The organism is Burkholderia sp. ZZQ-2 (genome assembly GCF_050768715.1).
Taxonomy (GTDB): domain Bacteria; phylum Pseudomonadota; class Gammaproteobacteria; order Burkholderiales; family Burkholderiaceae; genus Burkholderia; species Burkholderia cepacia.
On the sequence record NZ_LDVA01000284.1, the window covers coordinates 15792 to 34290 of the forward strand.

At 69.4% G+C, this 18499-nt stretch carries 19 protein-coding genes; 6 read left to right on the top strand and 13 right to left on the bottom strand.

Annotation, left to right across the window (positions count from 1 at the left end):
* Window positions 1–40 precede the first annotated feature (40 nt).
* On the top strand, window positions 41–988 hold the full coding sequence (locus ABY44_RS23585; protein ID WP_034195854.1) for a sugar-binding transcriptional regulator: 948 nt from the start codon (window positions 41–43) through the stop codon (window positions 986–988).
* Window positions 989–1063: 75 nt separating this feature from the next.
* On the opposite strand, the gene ABY44_RS23590 is transcribed toward ABY44_RS23585, so the two are convergent.
* The 3 genes from ABY44_RS23590 to ABY44_RS23600 are packed head-to-tail and all read right to left on the bottom strand — an operon-like array spanning window position 1064 to window position 3687.
* Window positions 1064–1273 carry a helix-turn-helix domain-containing protein gene (locus ABY44_RS23590; RefSeq protein WP_081072863.1) on the bottom strand — a complete coding sequence of 70 codons (210 nt, stop codon included), beginning with the start codon at window positions 1271–1273 and terminating at the stop codon, window positions 1064–1066.
* 9 nt (window positions 1274–1282) lie between these two features.
* Window positions 1283–2494 (bottom strand): MFS transporter, encoded by a 1212-nt coding sequence (locus ABY44_RS23595; protein ID WP_060171843.1) that lies wholly within the window; start codon window positions 2492–2494, stop codon window positions 1283–1285.
* Window positions 2491–3687, bottom strand: coding sequence for a serine hydrolase domain-containing protein (locus ABY44_RS23600; protein ID WP_060171841.1), 1197 nt, complete (start codon window positions 3685–3687; stop codon window positions 2491–2493). Before ABY44_RS23600 ends, ABY44_RS23595 begins: the two co-directional genes overlap by 4 nt.
* A gap of 114 nt (window positions 3688–3801) precedes the next feature.
* On the opposite strand from ABY44_RS23600, the gene ABY44_RS23605 reads away from it, so the two are divergent.
* A complete protein-coding gene (locus ABY44_RS23605; RefSeq protein ID WP_021159534.1) occupies window positions 3802–4686 on the top strand; it encodes a LysR family transcriptional regulator in 885 nt (294 codons plus the stop codon).
* Window positions 4687–4699: 13 nt separating this feature from the next.
* Here the strand turns inward: ABY44_RS23605 and ABY44_RS23610 are convergent, their stop codons facing one another.
* The 8 genes from ABY44_RS23610 to ABY44_RS23645 form a co-directional block, all read right to left on the bottom strand.
* Entirely contained in the window at window positions 4700–5809 is a 1110-nt protein-coding gene (locus ABY44_RS23610) for an ABC transporter ATP-binding protein (protein WP_059554412.1), read from the bottom strand.
* A gap of 69 nt (window positions 5810–5878) precedes the next feature.
* Window positions 5879–6562 (bottom strand): HAD family hydrolase, encoded by a 684-nt coding sequence (locus ABY44_RS23615; protein ID WP_027789252.1) that lies wholly within the window; start codon window positions 6560–6562, stop codon window positions 5879–5881.
* Window positions 6559–7410: a carbohydrate ABC transporter permease gene (locus tag ABY44_RS23620; RefSeq protein WP_027789251.1), complete on the bottom strand. Its 852-nt coding sequence runs from the start codon at window positions 7408–7410 to the stop codon at window positions 6559–6561. Before ABY44_RS23620 ends, ABY44_RS23615 begins: the two co-directional genes overlap by 4 nt.
* Window positions 7407–8360, bottom strand: coding sequence for a carbohydrate ABC transporter permease (locus ABY44_RS23625; protein ID WP_021159530.1), 954 nt, complete (start codon window positions 8358–8360; stop codon window positions 7407–7409). The genes ABY44_RS23620 and ABY44_RS23625 overlap by 4 nt, the downstream gene beginning before the upstream one ends.
* 114 nt (window positions 8361–8474) lie before the next feature.
* The gene (locus ABY44_RS23630; RefSeq protein ID WP_021159529.1) at window positions 8475–9800 is read right to left on the bottom strand and encodes an ABC transporter substrate-binding protein; all 1326 of its coding nucleotides are present in this window, start codon (window positions 9798–9800) and stop codon (window positions 8475–8477) included.
* A 58-nt stretch (window positions 9801–9858) separates the two neighbouring features.
* Window positions 9859–11220, bottom strand: a complete 1362-nt coding sequence (locus ABY44_RS23635) for a D-tagatose-bisphosphate aldolase, class II, non-catalytic subunit (RefSeq protein ID WP_060171839.1) — start codon at window positions 11218–11220, stop codon at window positions 9859–9861.
* Window positions 11208–12164: a sugar kinase gene (locus tag ABY44_RS23640; protein WP_027789249.1), complete on the bottom strand. Its 957-nt coding sequence runs from the start codon at window positions 12162–12164 to the stop codon at window positions 11208–11210. The genes ABY44_RS23635 and ABY44_RS23640 overlap by 13 nt, the downstream gene beginning before the upstream one ends.
* A 96-nt stretch (window positions 12165–12260) precedes the next feature.
* Window positions 12261–13037 (bottom strand): L-iditol 2-dehydrogenase, encoded by a 777-nt coding sequence (locus ABY44_RS23645; protein ID WP_060171838.1) that lies wholly within the window; start codon window positions 13035–13037, stop codon window positions 12261–12263.
* Window positions 13038–13365: 328 nt separating this feature from the next.
* On the opposite strand from ABY44_RS23645, the gene ABY44_RS23650 reads away from it, so the two are divergent.
* Genes ABY44_RS23650 through ABY44_RS23665 form a run of 4 tightly spaced genes read left to right on the top strand, consistent with a single transcriptional unit; the run spans window position 13366 to window position 16478 of the window.
* Window positions 13366–13827 (top strand): Fur family transcriptional regulator, encoded by a 462-nt coding sequence (locus tag ABY44_RS23650; protein WP_011546084.1) that lies wholly within the window; start codon window positions 13366–13368, stop codon window positions 13825–13827.
* A 47-nt stretch (window positions 13828–13874) separates the two neighbouring features.
* Window positions 13875–14798 (top strand): metal ABC transporter solute-binding protein, Zn/Mn family, encoded by a 924-nt coding sequence (locus ABY44_RS23655; RefSeq protein ID WP_060171837.1) that lies wholly within the window; start codon window positions 13875–13877, stop codon window positions 14796–14798.
* A gap of 14 nt (window positions 14799–14812) precedes the next feature.
* The gene (locus tag ABY44_RS23660) at window positions 14813–15703 is read left to right on the top strand and encodes an ABC transporter ATP-binding protein (RefSeq protein ID WP_060171836.1); all 891 of its coding nucleotides are present in this window, start codon (window positions 14813–14815) and stop codon (window positions 15701–15703) included.
* Window positions 15696–16478, top strand: coding sequence for a metal ABC transporter permease (locus ABY44_RS23665; RefSeq protein WP_027789245.1), 783 nt, complete (start codon window positions 15696–15698; stop codon window positions 16476–16478). Before ABY44_RS23660 ends, ABY44_RS23665 begins: the two co-directional genes overlap by 8 nt.
* Before the next feature lie 130 nt (window positions 16479–16608).
* Here the strand turns inward: ABY44_RS23665 and fghA are convergent, their stop codons facing one another.
* On the bottom strand, window positions 16609–17457 hold the full coding sequence (gene fghA / locus ABY44_RS23670; RefSeq protein ID WP_021159522.1) for an S-formylglutathione hydrolase: 849 nt from the start codon (window positions 17455–17457) through the stop codon (window positions 16609–16611).
* 16 nt (window positions 17458–17473) lie between these two features.
* The coding region (locus tag ABY44_RS23675; protein WP_301763661.1) for an S-(hydroxymethyl)glutathione dehydrogenase/class III alcohol dehydrogenase at window positions 17474–18499 on the bottom strand (1026 nt) is incomplete at its 5' end.

An 18499-nucleotide genomic window follows, 5' to 3' on the forward strand; every position in this document is an offset into this window, starting at 1 on the left:
GCCCGCGGGCGGCCCCCCAGCTCCGAACCGAATCGCTATCGTGTCCAAGTCCTCAGAAAAACTCGATCTCGCCACGCGTGCCGCGTGGCTCTACTACGTCGCGGGCGACACGCAGAACGAGATCGCGGAAAAGCTGCAGGTGTCGCGCCCGGTCGCACAACGCCTCGTCGCGTTCGCGGTCGAGAAGAACCTGATCCGCGTGCGCGTCGACCACCAGCTCGCCGACTGCCTCGATCTCGGCGCACAGTTGTCGAAGCGCTACGGCCTCGCGATGTGCGAAGTCGTGCCCGTCGATGCCGATGCGCCCGACGCGATCGACCGCAAGCTCGCGGTCGCCGGCGCGCAGGTGATGGAGCGCTACCTGAACGAAACGCGGCCGATGGTGATCGCGGTCAGCAGCGGCCGGACGCTGAAGGCCGCGGTCGCACAGATCGCGCAGATCGACCGACCGCAGCACCGCCTCGTGTCGATGGTCGGCGCGATCGCGGCCGACGGTTCGTCGAACCGCTACGACGTCGCGCAGTACATCTCCGAGAAAACCGGCAGCAAGCACTTCCTGCTGCCCGCGCCGCTGTTCGCCGACAGCGCCGCCGAGCGTGCGCAGTGGTGCAATCACCGGCTGTACCGGATCGTCGAGGCACTGTCGGGCCAGGCCGACGTCGCGTTCGTCGGGATCGGCAACATCGGCCCGCACTGCCCGCTCTACGAAGACGGCTTCATCACCGAACAGGAGCGCGACGAGATGACCGCGCTCGGCGCGGTGGCCGAACTGCTCGGCGTGCCGATCGACGCGCAAGGCAAGCTGATCGATGTGTCGACCGGCACGCGCGTGACGAGCGTGTCGCTCGCCACGCCGCCGAAGCGCCCGACGATCGCGTTCGCGGGCGGCCCGAAGAAACGCGATGCGGTGATCGCCGCATTGCGCGGCGGCTGGATGTCGGGGCTCGTCACCGACGAGACGTGCGCGAGGGCGGCGCTGGAAGCGTAGCCGGCGTGCCGGCTTCCCGTCACCGCATGCGGTCGCCGCACGGCGGATCGCCGACGCGTCCGGACAACCCGGGCATCACTGCAGAAACCCGGGCATCGTGGCCTTCATGATGGCCTCCGCCTTATTGGCCACGCGAAGCTTGTGCATCACGTTCATCAAGTGAAACTTCGCAGTCCGGTCATAGATGGACAGAATCAATCCGATATCGGCATACGTCTTGCCTGCCGCAGTCCATTTCAGCACCTCCTTCTCGCGCGCCGTCAGCGATCGCGCCCGCACCTGCACACTGCCAACTCACGCGGCACGCGGCGCCGGAAACGCATGCCGGCGAGCCCGCCATGCGCCGACCCACGCGGCCGCCAGCAGCGCGACGAGCACCCACGGAATCGCGCCCGCCCCCGTTGCGCCGAGCAGCATCCCGCCCGCGATTCCGCCACCCGCGATCGCGAGGTTCCACACCGTCACGAGCATCGACTGCGCAACATCCGCCGCCTCTCCCGCGGCGTTCGCGGTGGCCGTCTGGAACAGCGTCGGCGCGCCGCCGAACGCGAGCCCCCACAGCGCGACACCCGCATAGACGATCGCCATGCCGGAACCGGCGCCGAGCATCGCCGCCGCGATGGCGAACAACGCGATGCTGGCGAGCGTCAGCCGCCGTTGCGCGGCGCCGATCCACGCGCCCGTCAGCGCGATGCCGACCAGCGACGCGATACCGAACACGAGCAGCACCGCATCGACCTGCGCGCCCATCCGCACGCCCGCGAGAAACGGCGCGACGTACGTATACAGCAGGTTGTGCGCCAGCACGTACGCGAACATCACGGTCAGCACCGGCCTCACGCCGGGCAGCGTCATCACGCCGAGCACCGGCTCGCGCGCGCCGGCCGGCTGCCCCGGATAATCGGGCAGACGCCAACGGATCCAGCCGATCAGCACGAGCGCCGCGAGCGTGATACCCGCGAACGCGACGCGCCACCCGAGCGCCGCGCCGAGTGCGGTGCCGGCCGGAATGCCAATCGACATCGCGACCGGCGCGCCGAGCATCGCGACCGCGATCGCCCGGCCACGCAACGAGGCATCGACCATCCGGCTCGCGTAGCCGGCGAGCAGCGCCCACAGCAGCCCGGCCGCCATCCCCGCGACGAAGCGCGCGGCGAGCGTCAGCGCGTAGTACGGCGACACGGCCGTCAGCGCATTCGACACGACGAAGCCGGCCAGCGCCGCGAGCAGCAGCGTGCGCCGGCGCATCGCGCGCGTCGCGGCGACGAGCGGAATCGCCGCGACGATCGAGCCGAGCGCATACACGGTCACGAGCTGGCCGATCAGCGCCTCGGGCACGCGCAGGTCGGCGCTCATCAGCGGCAGCAGGCCGGCCGGCAGCGCCTCGGTGAGAATCGTGATGAACGCGGCCGTCGCGAGCGCCAGCAGGTTCGCAACCGGCAGGCGCGCGCCGGCCTGCACCGGCTGAACGGCCAGCTCGTCATCGATCGTCGTGCAGTCGCTCATGCCGCGCTCCCGGTTTCGACGCCGTAGACCGCATCGCGCACCGCGGTCACGATCCGCCCGTCGAGGCCCTCGTACAGCGTGTTGGTCAGCGCGACGGCCGTCAGCCCCGCCGCGCGGTCGACGAACCACGTGTGCCCGTACGCGCCGCCCCCGCGCCAGGTGCCGACCGACTCCGGCGACTGCGCGGCCACCGGATCGCGCAGCACCGAGAACCCGAGCCCGAAGCCGAAACCGGGCGCATCCCGCAGTTCGCGCGCACCCGGCTGGACGCGCGCCATCTCGTCGACCCATGCGGGTTCGAGCCAGCCGTCGCGGCCCGTGCGCAGCGCATCGAGCAGCGTCACGCAATCGCGTGCGGTGCCGACCATCCCCGCGCCGCCCGACGGCCACGCATCGGCATCGAACACGCGCGCCGGCTCGAAGCGGATGCCGATCGTGCCGTCGAACACCGGCACGAGATCGACGTCCGCCATCCGGCGCGGAGCGCCCGGCGTGCTCACGTAAGGCGTCGCGAAGCGTGCGGCGTCGTGCGCGACGAACGCGGTGTCGGTCATCCCGAGCGGTGTCGTGACGAGCGCGGCAACCGCGTCGGCGAGCGGCCGCCCGTCGACCGCCTCGATCAGCGCGCCGACCACGTCCATCGACAGCGAATAGCCCCACGACGTACCCGGCGCGAACTGCAGCGGCACGCTGGCGATGCGCCGCAGGTTCTCGGCGAGCGACAGACCCGAGCGGTCCATTCCGTCGGACACGCCGGCGCGTGCATACGGGCCGTCGCCGTCCGCTTCGAGGAAGCGGTAGCCGAGGCCGGCCGTATGCGACAGCAGATGACGCAACGTGATGACGGCAGGCGTGCCGTCGGTCAACGTCGGGCGGAATCCGGGCAACGAGCGGGCGACCGGTTCGTCGAGCGCGATGCGCCCCGCTGCGACCAGCCGCATCGCGGCGGCCGCCACGACCGGCTTCGTGACCGACGACAGGCGGAACAGCGCGTCGTCCCGCATCGGCGTGCCGGCTTCCCGATCGGCAAGGCCGACGGCGCGCGCATAACGCAGCTCGCCGTCCTGCGCGACCAGCACGACCGCGCCGACCATGCGCGCGTCGGCGAGCGCGCGATCCAGCGCGTCGTCGAGCCGGTGGCGCAGCGCGGCGTCCGGTTCCACGCGCAAGGCGGTGACAGGCAGGGATGACATGACGTGACCTCTCGGCAATGAACGAGCGCTCATCGTAGGGAGCCGACGCAAGAAGAAAAACCGGGGTAGAGTTCCGGACAATCCGGACGCCGGCGTCCGCAATCGGAAACTCGCATGGAAAACCTCGGCGGCTTCGTCGTGTTCGTTCAGGTCGCGGAAACGCGCAGTTTTGTCGCGGCCGGACGTGCGCTCGGGCTATCGGCTTCGGCGATCGGCAAACGCATCGCGCGGCTCGAGGCGCGGCTGAAGGTGCGGCTCTTTCACCGCAGCACGCGCAGCATCACGTTGACCGCCGAAGGCACGCGCTTTCTCGAACGGTGCCGGCGCGTGATCGCCGAGCTCGACGCGGCCGAGCAGGAACTGACGCACAGTGCCGAAGCGCCACGCGGGCGCTTGCGCGTGAGCCTGCCGACGATCGGCACGCTGCTGCTGCCGGTGCTCGCCGATTTCATGGCCGCGTATCCGGAGATCGAGCTCGACATCGATTTCAGCGACCGGCTCGTCGACGTCGTCGACGAAGGGTTCGACGCGGTGCTGCGCACCGGCCAGCCCTCCGATTCCCGGCTGTCGTCGCGGCTGCTCGGCCACTTCCGCCAGCACCTCGTCGCGTCCCCCGGCTATCTCGACCGGCACGGCACGCCGCGCACGCCGGCCGATCTCGCGCAGCACCGCTGCCTGCACTACCGTTTCCCGACCAGCGGCAAGCTCGAGACCTGGCCGCTGCGCGTGCCGCGCGCGGGCACGCCGCCCGAAGTGCCGGTCGCGATGGTCAGCAACAGTGCGGAAGCGCGCCTGTGCTTCGCGCTGCGCGGGCTCGGCATCGCGTGCCTGCCCATCTTCTTCGTGCGCGAGGCGCTCGCGGACGGCACGCTGCGCGCGGTGCTCGACGAACACGTCGCGAGCTGCACGCCGGTCTACGTGCTGTGGCCGTCGGGCCGCCACCCGACGCCGAAGCTGCGCGCGTTCGTCGATTACATGGCCGCGCACCTGCCGCTGTGACCGCGGCCGGCCGTCATGCGGCCTTCGCGTGCACGCTCAGCCGGCGGAACGCCTGGCCGTGTTCGTCGAACAGGTGGCAGTGCTCGGCCTGCGCGTGCACGTGGAGCGCCTCGCCGGTGCGGTACGTGTCGAGCGGCGGAATCCGCGCGATCAGCCCGTCCGGCGCAACGGCCGACTCCGCATACAGGTACGCGGCGTCGCCGAGCGATTCCACGGCCATCGTCCGCGCGGCCACGCCGGTGGCCGCGGCTTCGACCTTCAGGTGCTCGGGCCGCACGCCGACCGTCACCGCCGCGCCGCGCTGCAGCCCCGCCGCCTCGACCGCGACGCGCTGCGTCTCGCCGCTGTCGAAGCGCACGAGCACGCCGCCGGCATCGACCGAATCGACGGTGCCCGTCAGGAAGTTCATCTTCGGCGACCCGATGAAGCCCGCGACGAACTGGTTCGCCGGCGCGTGGTAAAGCTCGTTCGGCGTGCCGACCTGCTGCACCGCGCCGCCCGACAGCACGACGATCTTGTCCGCGAGCGTCATCGCCTCGACCTGGTCGTGCGTCACGTAGATCATCGTCGTCTTCAGCTCGTCGTGCAGCCGCGCGAACTCCAGCCGCATCTTCACGCGCAGCGCCGCGTCGAGGTTCGACAGCGGTTCGTCGAACAGGAACACCTTCGGCTTGCGCGTGATCGCGCGGCCGATCGCGACACGCTGCCGCTGGCCGCCCGACAGCTGCTTCGGCTTGCGGTCGAGCAGATGGTCGATGTGCAGGATCTTCGCGGCGTTCTTCACCGCCTGGTCGATCTCGGGCTTCTTCGCGCCGGCGAGCTTCAGGCCGAACGCCATGTTGTCGTACAGCGTCATGTGCGGGTACAGCGCATACGACTGGAACACCATCGCGATGCCGCGCTTCGCGCTCGGCACATCGTTGACCTTCGCGCCGTCGATCAGCAGGTCGCCGCTCGAGATGTCCTCGAGGCCCGCGATCATCCGCATCAGCGTGGATTTTCCGCAGCCGCTCGGGCCGACGAACACGACGAATTCGCCGTCGGCGATGTCGAGGTTCACGTTGCGCAGCACTTCGGTTTCGTCGTAGCGCTTCGCGATGTTGCGCAGGAGCACGCTTGCCATGATCTGTCTCCGTTCGTTCGTGATGCGAGACGCGCCGCGTCGGACGCGGCGCGCAATCGTTCGTGGTTGCTAGTTCGGCAGCACCGCGCCGGTCGCCTGCCAGCGCGCGACGTAGCCGGGCAGTTCGTGCATGTCGTCGAATACGTGGCGCGCGCCGATCCCGCGCAGCGCGTCGATCTGCGCGGCCGACGCATGCCCGCCGCCGACGAAGCCGAGCACGGTCATGCCGGCCGCGGCGGCCGCGGTGATGCCGGTCGCGCTGTCCTCGACCACGAGGCACTGGGCAGGCACGACGCCGAGCGTACGCGCGGCCGCGAGATACACGTCCGGCGCGGGCTTCGGCCGTGCGACGGCATCCGCGCAGAACAGCCGGTCGCCGAAGAAGCGCGCGAGGCCCGTGCGCGCCAGCGCCGCCTCGACGTAGGCGCGGTAGCTGTTGCTCGCGCAGGCCGTCGTCAACTGAATCGCGTCCAGCGCCGCATCGATGCCGTCGACCATCGGCGCGTTGACGGCCGCCGCCTCGACCGCGCGGCGGATCGCGTCGACATCGCCGGCCGACAGCGTGCGCCCGACGGCGTCGCCCGCGCCGGCCAGCACGCGCTCGATGCGCAGCCCGAGCAACGGCATCACGGCCGGCCGCGCATCGACGCCCGGCCAGCGCGCGTCGAGTTCGCGCACGATCACGTCGGCCGCCACGGCCTCGCTGTCGATCAGTACACCGTCGCAATCGCAGATCAGGACGTTCGCGCTCATTTGACGGCTCCGAACGTGAGCCCGCGCACGAGCTGCTTCTGCGACAGCCAGCCGACGATCAGGATCGGCGCGACCGCCAGCAGGGAAGCTGCGGACAGCTTCGCCCAGAACAGCCCTTCGGGGCTCGAGTACGACGCGATGAACACGGTGAGCGGCGCGGCGTTCGAGCTCGACAGGTTGATGCTCCAGAACGCTTCGTTCCACGACAGGATCACGAGCAGCAGCGCGGTGGAGGCGAGCCCCGGCAGCGCCATCGGCATCAGCAGGTAGACGATCTCCTGCCACGTCGACGCGCCGTCGATGCGCCCGGCTTCGAGGATGTCCTTCGGGATCTCGTTGAAGTATGTGAAGGTCATCCACACCGCGATCGGCAGGTTGATCAGCGTGTAGACGATCACGAGGCCCGACACGGTATCGAGCAGCCCCGCGTTTTTCCACAGCAGGTAGATCGGCACGAGCACGCCGACCGACGGCATCATCTTCGTCGACAGCATCCACAGCAGCACCTTCTGCGTGCGGTGGTTCGGGAAGAACGCCATCGCGTACGCGGCCGGCACCGCGAACAGCAGCGAGATCACCGTGACGCCGGCCGAGATCAGCACCGAATTCCAGGCGAACGAAAAGTAGTTGCTGCGCGCGAATACCTCGCGGAAGCTGTCGAGCGTCGGCATGAAGAACAGCGTCGACGCATACGCCTGCTGCTCGGTCTTGAACGCGGTGATCGCCATCCAGAAGATCGGGAAGAACAGCAGGAGCGCGATCAGCCACGCGAGCGTGCCGGGCAGCGCACGCCGCACGAGGTCGAACACGGCCGGCACGCGCCGGCCTTCGAAGGTCAGGTCGCTCATTTTTCGTACTCCCCCTTCAGGTTGCGCGCGAGCATCCGCACCAGGAAGAACGACACGACGTTCGCGACCACGACGGCGATGATGCCGCCCGCGGACGCGAGGCCGACGTCGAACTGCTGCAGGCCGAGCGCGTAGATCAGGTACGACAGGTTGGTCGTCGCGTCGCCGGGGCCGCCGCCGGTCGTGGTGTAGATCTCCGCGAAGATCGACAGCAGGAAGATCGTCTCCATCATCACGACCACGGCGATCGCGCGCTTCAGGTGCGGCAGCGTGATGTAGAAGAACATCGCGATCGGGCCCGCGCCGTCGATGCGCGCGGCTTCCTTCTGCTCCTGGTCGAGCGACTGGATCGCGGTGAACAGGATCAGGAACGCGAACGGCAGCCACTGCCACGCGACGATGATGATCACCGCGGTGAGCGGGTAGTCGGCGAACCAGTCGATCGGCGTCATCCCGAGCGCGCGCATCGCGTTCGCGACGAGCCCGTACACAGGGTGCAGGATCATGTTCTTCCAGATCAGCGCGGACACCGTCGGCATCACGAAGAACGGCGCGATCGCGAACAGGCGCGCGACGCCCTGCCCGTAGAACTTGCGGTCGAACAGCACGGCCATCAGCACGCCGCCGACCACCGTGATCGCGAGCACCGCGCCGATCAGCACGAGCGTGTGCCAGATCGCGGGCAGGAACGACGGATCGGTCGCGAGGAAGCGGTAGTTGTCGAGCCCGGCGAAACCTTTCACGTCCGGGTTCAGCAGGTTGTAGCGCGAGAACGAATACCAGATCGTCATCGCGAGCGGGATCGACATCCACAGCAGCAGCACCGCGACGGACGGCGAGACGAGCCAGCTCGCGCCGCCGCGCGCGCGGCGCGGCGCGCCGGGCGGCGACGACGCGTCGCCGACCGACGGCGCATGAGCATGGCTCAGGGGAAGACGTAAATGACGCATGATCGGCGTTCCTCCGGTTGATGCGCGGGCGCGAACGGCCCGCCCGCCTTTCGGCTTCGCCGGCCCGCGGCATGTGCAACGGCGCACGCCGCGGGCCGCGTGACTGCCGGCGCGTTACTTCTTGTAGCCGGCCTGCCGTACCGCGCGGTCCGCGGCGGCCTGCCCGGCGGCGAGCGCCTGGTCGACCGTCATCTGGCCCGCGACCGCACCGGCGATCGACTGGCCGACCACCGTGCCGAACGACTGGAATTCAGGAATCCCGACGTACTGCACGCCCGTGTACGGCACCTTCTTCAGCGACGGATCGTTCGGGTCGGCCGTCTCGATCGCCTTCAGCACGAAGTCCGAGAACGGCGCGGCGGCCTTGTACTCGGGGCGCTGGTAAGTCGACGTGCGCGTGCCCGGCGGCACCGACGCCCAGCCTTCGTCCTTGCCGACCATCTCGATGTACTGCTTCGACGTCGCCCATGCGATGAACTTGCGCGCGGCGTCCTGCTGCTTCGACGTCTTCGGCACGGCCAGCGCCCACGCCCACAGCCAGTGCGAGCCCTTCGGCGTGGCGGCGACCGGCGCGGCCGCGAAGCCGATCCTGTCGGCCACCTGCGACTGCTGCTTGTTGTAGAGCATCCCGGCCGCGACCGTCGCGTCGATCCACATCGCGCACTTGCCCGATGCGGTGAGCGTCAGGTTCTCGTTGAAGCCGTTCGAGCTCGCTCCCGGCGGGCCGTCCTTCTTCAGCAGGTTCACGTAGAACGTGATCGCCTTCTTCCATTCCGGCGACGTCAGCTGCGCATTCCAGTTCTCGTCGAACCAGCGCCCGCCGAACGTGTTCACGACCGTCGACACGTACGCCATGTTCTCGCCCCACCCGGCCTTGCCGCGCAGGCAGATCCCGTAGGTCCCCTTCGCCTTGTCGGTGAGCTTGTCCGCGAACTCGGCGATCTGGTCGTAGGTCGGCTGGTCGGGCATCTTCAGCCCCTTCGCCGCGAACAGGTCCTTGCGGTAGAACGTCATCGAGCTCTCGACGTAGAACGGCAGCGCGTACAGTTGGCCGTTGTACGACAGGCTGTCGCGCGCGGTCTTCACGATGTCGTTCAGGTCGTAGTCGGCGGGCAGGCCCGTGATCGGCGCGAGCCAGCCGCGCTTGCCCCACTGCGGCGTCTCGTAGGTGCCGATCGCCATCACGTCGAACTGGCCGCTGCCGGTCGTGATGTCGGTCGTCGCGCGCTGGCGCAGCACGTTTTCCTCGAGGATCACCCAGTTCAGCTTGATGTCCGGGTTCGCCTTCTCGAACGCCGGCGACAGCTTCTTCAGCTCGATCATGTCGGGATTGTTCAGCGTCGCGATCGTCAGCGTGCCGGCGGACGCGGCGCAGGCCGCCGTCGCGAGCGCGGCTCCGGCGAAGCAGCGTGCGGCGGCGTCGAGCATCTTTCGTTGCATGGCATGTCTCCTGTGTTTGTTCGAAGTGTCGTCGGTCCTGCGTTTCCTTCGCGGCCCGTCATGCCGGCCGCTGCATTCCGCACGCGCGCGCATAGTGCGCGATCACGTCGCGTATCCGGTGGCGCACCCACGCGCGCGGCTCCTTCGCGAGCCCGCCCGTGCGGCACGCCGCGTAGACATCCGGCAGCCACTGCGCGACGAGCGTCTCCGGCACCGGCTGCCGCGCGAGGTTGTCGAACAGTTGCTCGACCGCGGCCGCGACGGCCGGCTGCAGCCAGTAGTAGCGAATCCGGTCGCTGTAGCTGAACTGGCGCGCGAGCCGCTGCTCGGTTTCGTCGCCGCGGTAGTACGGCGCCCAGTGCTCGGGCTGCGCGCGCATCGCGGCGTCGACCACGTCGCGCAACCGCGAGCGCTGCCCGACGTCGCCGGTCAGCGCGTCCTCGATGAAGGTCAGCGCGAACAGCGCCTCGCGCAGCGCGAACGTCAGTGCGGGGCCGACCTTCAGCACCGCGAAGTGGTCCCGCACGAGCGCGGCGAGTGCCCCCTCGGTCTGGTAATCCGTCGAATGCGCCTCGAACACGAGGTGCGGTGTCTGCAGGATACTCGCGCCGAGCGCCGCGGCCTTCGCGCTGTCGTAGTCGAGCACGTGGCGATCGTCGAAGTCGACGCCCGGCTGCGCGACGACCGCGACGACGCGCGCCCACGCGTCGTCGAGCCCGGCCGCCGCGAACGCGGCGCGGTGCGCATCGAGCGTCGCCGCGATGCTGTCGCTGCGCGTGACCGCGATCTGCGCGATCGCCGCATCGCCGTCGTGGCCGCTGTTGCCGCTGACTTCACCGCCCGGCGTCGGCACCTCGGTGCCGATCACGTAGACGGGCGCGATGCCGGTGCGCGCCGCCGCGTCTTCCGCCACGCGGCACAGTTCGGCCGCGCGCGCGGCGATCGTGCGATCGTCGAGCCGCACCGGATCGTCCGCGCACGCCATGCTCGCATCGAGGTGGATTTTTTCGAAGCCGGCTTCCACATAGGCGGCGACCATCGTGCCCGCCTCGCGCATCGCATCGGCCGCGCGGCGGTGCCGCCACGGGTTCGGCCCAAGATGGTCGCCGCCGAGCACGAGCGCCGACGGCGCCAGCCCGCAACGCCGGGCGATCGCGTCGACGTCGCGGCGGAAATCGGCGGGCGTCATGCCCGTATAACCGCCGAGATGGTTCACCTGGTTGCAGGTCGCCTCGATCAGGAGCGGCGAGCCATCCGCGCGCGCCGCTTCGCACGCGGCCTCCAGCACGAGCCGGTGCGCGCTGCAGATCGAATAGATGCCGCGCTGCGCGTCCGCGCGGTTCGCATCGAAGATCATCCGCAGCACGGCGTCCGCATGGGCGGTGCGCGGGCGTTCGGCGAAGGTCGTCAGGCCGGACATGCGATACCTCGTTCGGTCAGGAAGCGGTCGATCTCGGCCGCGCTGCTGTTGCCTTCCATCGGGCCGCGCCGCGTGACCGCGATCGCGCCGGCCGCGTTCGCGCGGCGCAATGCGGCATCGATCGGCACGCCCGCGACGAAGCTCGCCACGAGCGTGCCGCCGAAGCAGTCGCCGGCGCCGGTCGGGTCGATTTCGTCGACCTGAAAGGCCGGTGCTTCGACGCGGTCGGCGCGGTCAAATGCAACGCTGCCTTGCGCGCCGCGTTTCAGCACGACACGCTCGAGCAGCGGATGCGTCGCGAGCAGGCCCGCGATCGCGCGCTCGGCCGGCTGCGGCCCGCAGAAGAACGGCAAATCGGCCTCGCTCGGCATGAACAGGTGGCACGCGGCGAGCATCGTCTCGAGCGCCGCGCGCATCGGGCGAAAGCTCAGCATCTCGGGCCGCACGTTCGGATCGAACGACACCTTCGCGCCGGCGCGCGCGGCCTCGATCACGCCGCGCTGCACGGCCGCGATCGCCGATTCGCTCGTCAGCGACGAGCCCATCACGTGGAAATAGCGGCAGCCGTCGAACATCGCGGTATCGACGTCGGACGCATCGACGCACGCGGCCGCACTGGTGGACAGACTGTAGACGAAGCTGCGCGAGCCGTCGTCGCGATACGCGACGAACGCGGTTCCGGTCGGACGCGCGACACGACGGATGCGCGCGACGTCGACACCATCGCGCTCGAGCCGCGCGACGATCGCGTCGCCGAACGCATCGCGACCGACGCAGCCCGCATACGCGACGCGCGCGCCGAGCCGTGCGGCCTGGTCGGCGAAGATCGCCGGCGCGCCGCTCGGGAACGGCCCGGCGAACAGGCCCGGCGCGTCGAAACCCTGGCCGCGCTCGGCGGCGACGAATTCGGCCAGCAGTTCGCCGGCGACGACGATCTCGGCCATCAGGCGTGCCCTCCCCGTTCGACGGTGGCCGCGGTGAGCGGCGCGGCCGCCCCGTCGCAGGCCGGCCGGCAAGTGACGCGTGCGAGCGGCGTCACGTCAGCTCATCCAGTTGCCGCCGTCGACGTTCAGCGTCTGGGCGGTGACGTAGTCGGCGTCGGACGACGCGAGGAACAGCGCGGCGCCCGTCAGGTCGCCCGGCACGCCCATGCGGCCGAGCGGCACGGCTTCGCCCACGAGCCGCTTCTTCTCGCCGAGCGGCCGGTTCTCGTAGCGCGCGAACAGCGCATCGACCTGCTCCCACATCGGCGTGTCGACGACGCCGGGCGCGATGCCGTTCACGTTGATCCGGTGCGGCGCGAGCGCGAGCGCGGCCGACTGCGTGTAGCTGATCACCGCGGCCTTGGTCGCGCAGTAGTGCGAAACGAGCGCCTCGCCGCGACGCCCGGCCTGCGACGACATGTTGACGATCTTGCCGCCGCGCCCCTGCTCGACCATCCGCTGCGCGACGGCCTGCATCAGGAAGAACAGCCCTTTCACGTTGACCGCGAACAGCCGGTCGAACACGTCCCACGATTCGTCGAGGATCGGCCGCATGTCGAACAGCGCCGCGTTGTTGAACAGGATGTCGACGCCGCCGAAGCGCTCGACCGCCGTGGCGACGATGCGCTCGATGTCGTCGCGGCGCGTGACGTCCGCGGTGATGGCCACCGCGCGGCCGGGGTTCGTTTCGATGAGCCGCGCGAGCGAGCCGCTGGCAGGCTTCAGGTCGACGAGTACGCAGCGCGCGCCCTCGTCCAGATAGCGTTGCGCGACCGCCTCGCCGATGCCGCTTGCGGCGCCCGTCAGGATCGCGACCTTGTCTTCCAGTCTCACTGGCTGTCTCCGGTTCGTTCTGCTTTACGACGGCCGCGAGATGAACTAACGCTCGCCAACCGATCAATTGCTCTGTTGTTGATCGAATGATCGGATACGCGATTCGCGCTGTCAAGGCAACATGACGGCTTTCTATGATGCGCTGCGGCACAACGGCGCACCGCGGCGGCCCGCCACGCGCGCCCGGCAAGGCGCGGCGCGCGCGGTGCGGCGCGGTCGGATCGGCGATGAAGGGGACGGAGCGAGGACGAAAAGGGGAATTCGCGCTGCACGGCGCGGCGATACGTTATATCATCGCCATACTTTGTTTCACGCCCAGCTTCACGCCATGGCTACCTCATCGTCCATTGACGCCCGGCTGTCCCGGGCCGACGCATTCGCCGCCGAGCACGGGCTCGCGTGGACGCCGCTGCGCCGCCAGGTCTACGAACGCGTGCTGGCCGCGCAGCGCCCGATCGGCGCGTACGACCTGCTCGCCGAGCTCGAGCCGCAGCGCGGCCGCGTGCCGCCCACGACCGTCTACCGCGCACTGGATTTCCTCGTCGAGCACGGCTTCATCCACCGGATCGAATCGAAGAACGCGTTCTTCGCGTGCTGCGAGATCGGCGTCCCGCACGAAGGCCAGTTCCTGATCTGCGATTCGTGCGGCGACACCGTCGAGATTCCCGGCGGCGATCTCGCGAAGCAGTTGTCCGCGAGCGAGCCCGCGCACGGTTTCGAAGTCCACCATCAGGTCGTCGAGCTGAGCGGCCTGTGCGGACACTGCAAGCGCAAGCCCGCGCAACGCTGACGCGTATCGGGCGGCACACGCGCCGCCCCCTTCCAACGAGGAGTTCCATGCCCATTGCCCTGAAGCGCGCGCCGCGGCGCGCCCTGACGCCTGTCCGCTGGCTCGCCGCTGCCGTCTCCACGGCCGCCGCGCTATCGCTCGCGGCGCCCGCGTTCGCGCAGGCCGCGACCGTCAACGTCGTCGCCGCCGAGAATTTCTACGGCGACGTCGCGTCGCAGATCGGCGGCAGCCATGTCGCGGTGACGAGCATCCTCAGCAATCCCGACCAGGATCCGCACCTGTTCGAAGCGAGCCCGAAGACGGCCCGCGCGCTCCAGCACGCGCAGCTCGTGATCTACAACGGCGCGAACTACGATCCGTGGATGAGCAAGCTGCTCGGCGCGTCGAAGCAGGCGAAGCGCGCGACGATCGTCGTCGCCGACCTGGTCGGCAAGAAGGCCGGCGACAACCCGCACCTGTGGTACGACCCGGCGACGATGCCGGCCGCCGCACGCGCGATCGCGGCCGAACTCGGCCGCGCCGATCCGGCGAACAAGGCCGAATACGATGCGAACCTGCAGAAGTTCGTCGCGTCGCTGAAGCCCGTCGACGACAAGGTCGCCGCGCTGCGCGCGCAGTACAAGGGCGTGCCGGTGACGGCCACCGAGCCGGTGTTCGGCTACCTGTCCGACGCGATCGGCCTCGACATGCGCAACCAGCGCTTCCAGCTCGCGACGATGAACGACACCGAGGCCAGCGCGCAGGACGTCGCCGCGTTCGAGAACGACCTGCGCAAGAAGCAGGTACGCGCGCTGATCTATAACAGCCAGGCCGAAGAACCGATGACCAAGCGCATGCTGAAGATCGCACGCGACGGCGGCGTGCCGACCGTCAGCGTCACTGAGACGCAGCCGGCCGGCAAGACTTTCCAGCAATGGATGGCCGGCCAGCTCGACGCGCTCTCGGCCGCGCTTGCCGCCGGCAAGAAATAAACAACCGTAACGCCATGACCGCCACTCCCCACGCACTCGCCGTCGATCGCGTCACGCTCGAACTGGGCGGACGCACGATCCTGCGCGACGTCAGCTTCGCGATCGAACCCGGCGAATTCGTCGGCGTGCTCGGGCCGAACGGCGCGGGCAAGACGACGCTGATGCGCGCGGTGCTCGGCCTCGTGCCCGTGTCGGCCGGCACGCTGTCCGTCGGCGGCGTGCCGGTCGTACGCGGCAACGCGTCGATCGGCTACATGCCGCAGATTCGCAGCGGCCTCGCGAACCGCCGGATGCGCGGCTACGACTTCGTCGCGATGGCCGCCGACGGCCACCGCTGGGGGCTGCCGCACACGAACGCGGCGACGCGCCGCGACGTCGACCGCGTGCTCGATCTCGTCGGCGGCCCGACGCTTGCCCGCCGGCCGCTGTCGGAACTGTCCGGCGGCGAGCGGCAGCGCCTGCTGCTCGCGCAATGCCTGCTCGGCAGCCCGAAGCTGCTGCTGCTCGACGAGCCGCTGATCAGCCTCGACCCGAACCACCAGCGCGGCGTCGTCGAGCTCGTGCGCAACGTGCAGCGCGAGCTCGGCATCACCGTGCTGTTCTCCGCGCACGAACTGAATCCGTTGCTGAACGCGCTCGACCGTGTGCTGTATCTCGGCAACGGCGTCGCGGCGCTCGGCACCGTCGACGAGGTGATCACGAAGCACGTGCTGTCGCGGCTCTACGGATCGCCGATCGACGTGATGCGCGTGAACGGCAAGATCTTCGTGATGTCGGGCGACGTCGAGATCGAGAAGCACGACCACGAACACGAGGACGACGACGGCCACTCGCACGGCGGTGGCGGCGGCCACGGCCATCACCACCACGGACACGCTCATCCCGGGCACTCGCACGATGTTTGAATACGACTTCATGATCAACGCCTTCGCGGCGTCGGGGATCGTCGCGGTGCTCGCGGGCATCGTCGGCTACTTCCTGGTGCTGCGCGGGCAGACCTTCGCCGGCCATGCGCTGTCGCACGTCGGCTTCACCGGCGCGACGGGCGCGGTGCTGCTCGGCATCTCGCCGATCTGGGGGATGGTCGGTTTCACGCTCGCGGCCGGGATCGGGATGGGCGCGCTCGGCGAAAAGCTCGCGGGCCGCGACGTCGCGATCGGCGTGATCCTGTCGGGTGCGCTGGGTTTCGGCCTGCTGTTCCTGCATTTCTACACATCGTTCGCGACGCAGGTCACCGCGCTGCTGTTCGGCAACGTGCTCGCGGTGAGCCACGACACGCTCGCGGTGCTCGCCGGCATCGGCGCCGTGAGCCTGCTCGCGCTCGCGCTGATCGCGCGGCCGCTGCTGTTCGCGTCGCTGCAGCCCGAACTGGCCGAAGCCAAGGGCGTGTCGCTGCGCACGGTGTCGATGCTGTTCCTCGCGGTGTGCGCGCTCGCCGTGGCCGCGGCCACGCAGATCGTCGGCGTGCTGCTGGTGTTCACGCTGCTGGTCGGGCCGGCTGCCGCCGCGCAGAACGTGACGACGCGGCTGTCGACCGGCGTGCTGCTCGCCGCGCTGTTTGCGTTGTTCGAGGCATGGCTCGGCATCGTGCTCGCGTATCACACCGACTGGCCGACGAGTTTCTGGATCACCGCGCTGTCGGCGCTCGTGTACGGCGCAAGCCTGTTGCGGCGCCACTGATCGACGCCCGACGACCATGAAAAACGCCGGCGTGCCCGAGGGCAGCGCCGGCGTTTTTTTTGCACCCGCTCGTGCGGCGCGCCGTATGTCGCCGCGTGCCGCCGTGTGCGTTATGTGCTCCCCTTCCCGCTCATCGCGCGAGCACGCGCGCGTGATGCGCGATGTGATCGGCGATGAACGTCGAGATGAAGTAGTACCCGTGGTCGTAGCCCGGATGGCGGCGCAGCGTCAGCGGCTGGCCGGCCTTCGCGCACGCGGCTTCGAACACGTCGGGGTTGAGCTGGTTCGCGAGGAACTGATCCGCGAGGCCCTGATCGACGAGGATGCCGTCCGCGAACTTCGGCGCATCGGCGCGCGCGACGAGTTCGCTCGCGTCGTGTGCCTTCCAGGCATCGCGATCGGCGCCGAGGTAGCCCGAGAAGGCCTTCTCGCCCCACGGGCAGCGTGTCGGCGCGGCGATCGGCGCGAACGCCGATACCGACCGGTACAGCCCGGGATGACGCAGCGCAAGCGTCAGCGCGCCGTGCCCGCCCATCGAATGACCGAAGATCCCGAGCCGCGCGCCGTCGATCGGCAGTTCGGCCGTGACGAGTTCGCGCAGCTCGCCCGTCACGTACGACTCCATCCGGTAATGCGCGGACCACGGCGCTTCGGTCGCGTCGACATAGAAGCCCGCGCCGACGCCGAAGTCCCACGCGTCGGTCTCGCCCGGCACGCCCGCGCCGCGCGGGCTCGTGTCCGGCATCACGAGCGCGATGCCGTGCTGCGCCGCGTATTGCTGCGCGCCGGCCTTGATCGCGAACGTCTCGTCGGTGCACGTGAGCCCCGCGAGATAGAACAGCGCCGGCACGCGGCCGTGCGCGGCCTGCGGCGGCAGGTACACCGAGAATTTCATCGGCAGGCCGATGGCCGCCGAATCGTGACGGTAGAAACGCTGCTCGCCGCCGTGGCACGCATGCGAGGAAACGAGTTCGAGCATCGCGGTGCGCTCCCGGTCAGTACAGCACGACCGAACGGATCGACTCGCCGGCCTTCATCAGGTCGAAGCCTTCGTTGATCCGCTCGAGCGGCAGCGTGTGCGTGATCAGGTCGTCGATGTTGATCTTGCCTTCCATGTACCAGTCGACGATCTTCGGCACGTCGGTGCGGCCGCGCGCGCCGCCGAACGCCGAGCCCTTCCACTCGCGGCCCGTCACCAGCTGGAACGGACGCGTGCTGATTTCCTCGCCCGCTGCCGCCACGCCGATGATGAACGACTGGCCCCAGCCCTTGTGCGTGCACTCGAGCGCCTGGCGCATCAGCTTCACGTTGCCCACGCATTCGAACGAGTAATCCGCGCCGCCGTCGGTCAGCTGCACGATGTGGTCGACCACGTTCTCGACTTCGTTCGGGTTGATGAAGTGCGTCATCCCGAACTTCTTCGCGAGCTCGACGCGCTTCGGGTTGATGTCCACGCCGATGATCTTGTCCGCGCCGACCATCTTCGCGCCCTGGATCACGTTCAGGCCGATCCCGCCGAGGCCGAACACGACGACGTTCGCGCCGGCCTCGACCTTCGCCGAGTACACGACCGCGCCGACGCCCGTCGTCACGCCGCAGCCGATGTAGCAGATCTTGTCGAACGGCGCGTCCTCGCGCACCTTCGCGACCGCGATTTCCGGCACGACGATGTAGTTCGAGAACGTCGACGTCCCCATGTAGTGGAACAGCGGCTTGCCGTCGAGCGAGAAGCGCGACGTCGCGTCGGGCATCAGGCCCTTGCCCTGCGTCGCGCGGATCTTCTGGCACAGGTTGGTCTTGCGCGACAGGCAGAACTTGCACTCGCGGCATTCGGGCGTGTAGAGCGGAATCACGTGGTCGCCCTTCCTCACGGTGCCGACGCCGGGGCCGACGTCGACCACGACGCCCGCGCCTTCATGGCCGAGGATCGCCGGGAAGATCCCTTCCGGATCGGCGCCCGACAGCGTGTAGTAGTCGGTGTGGCAGATGCCCGTCGCCTTCACCTCGATCAGCACTTCGCC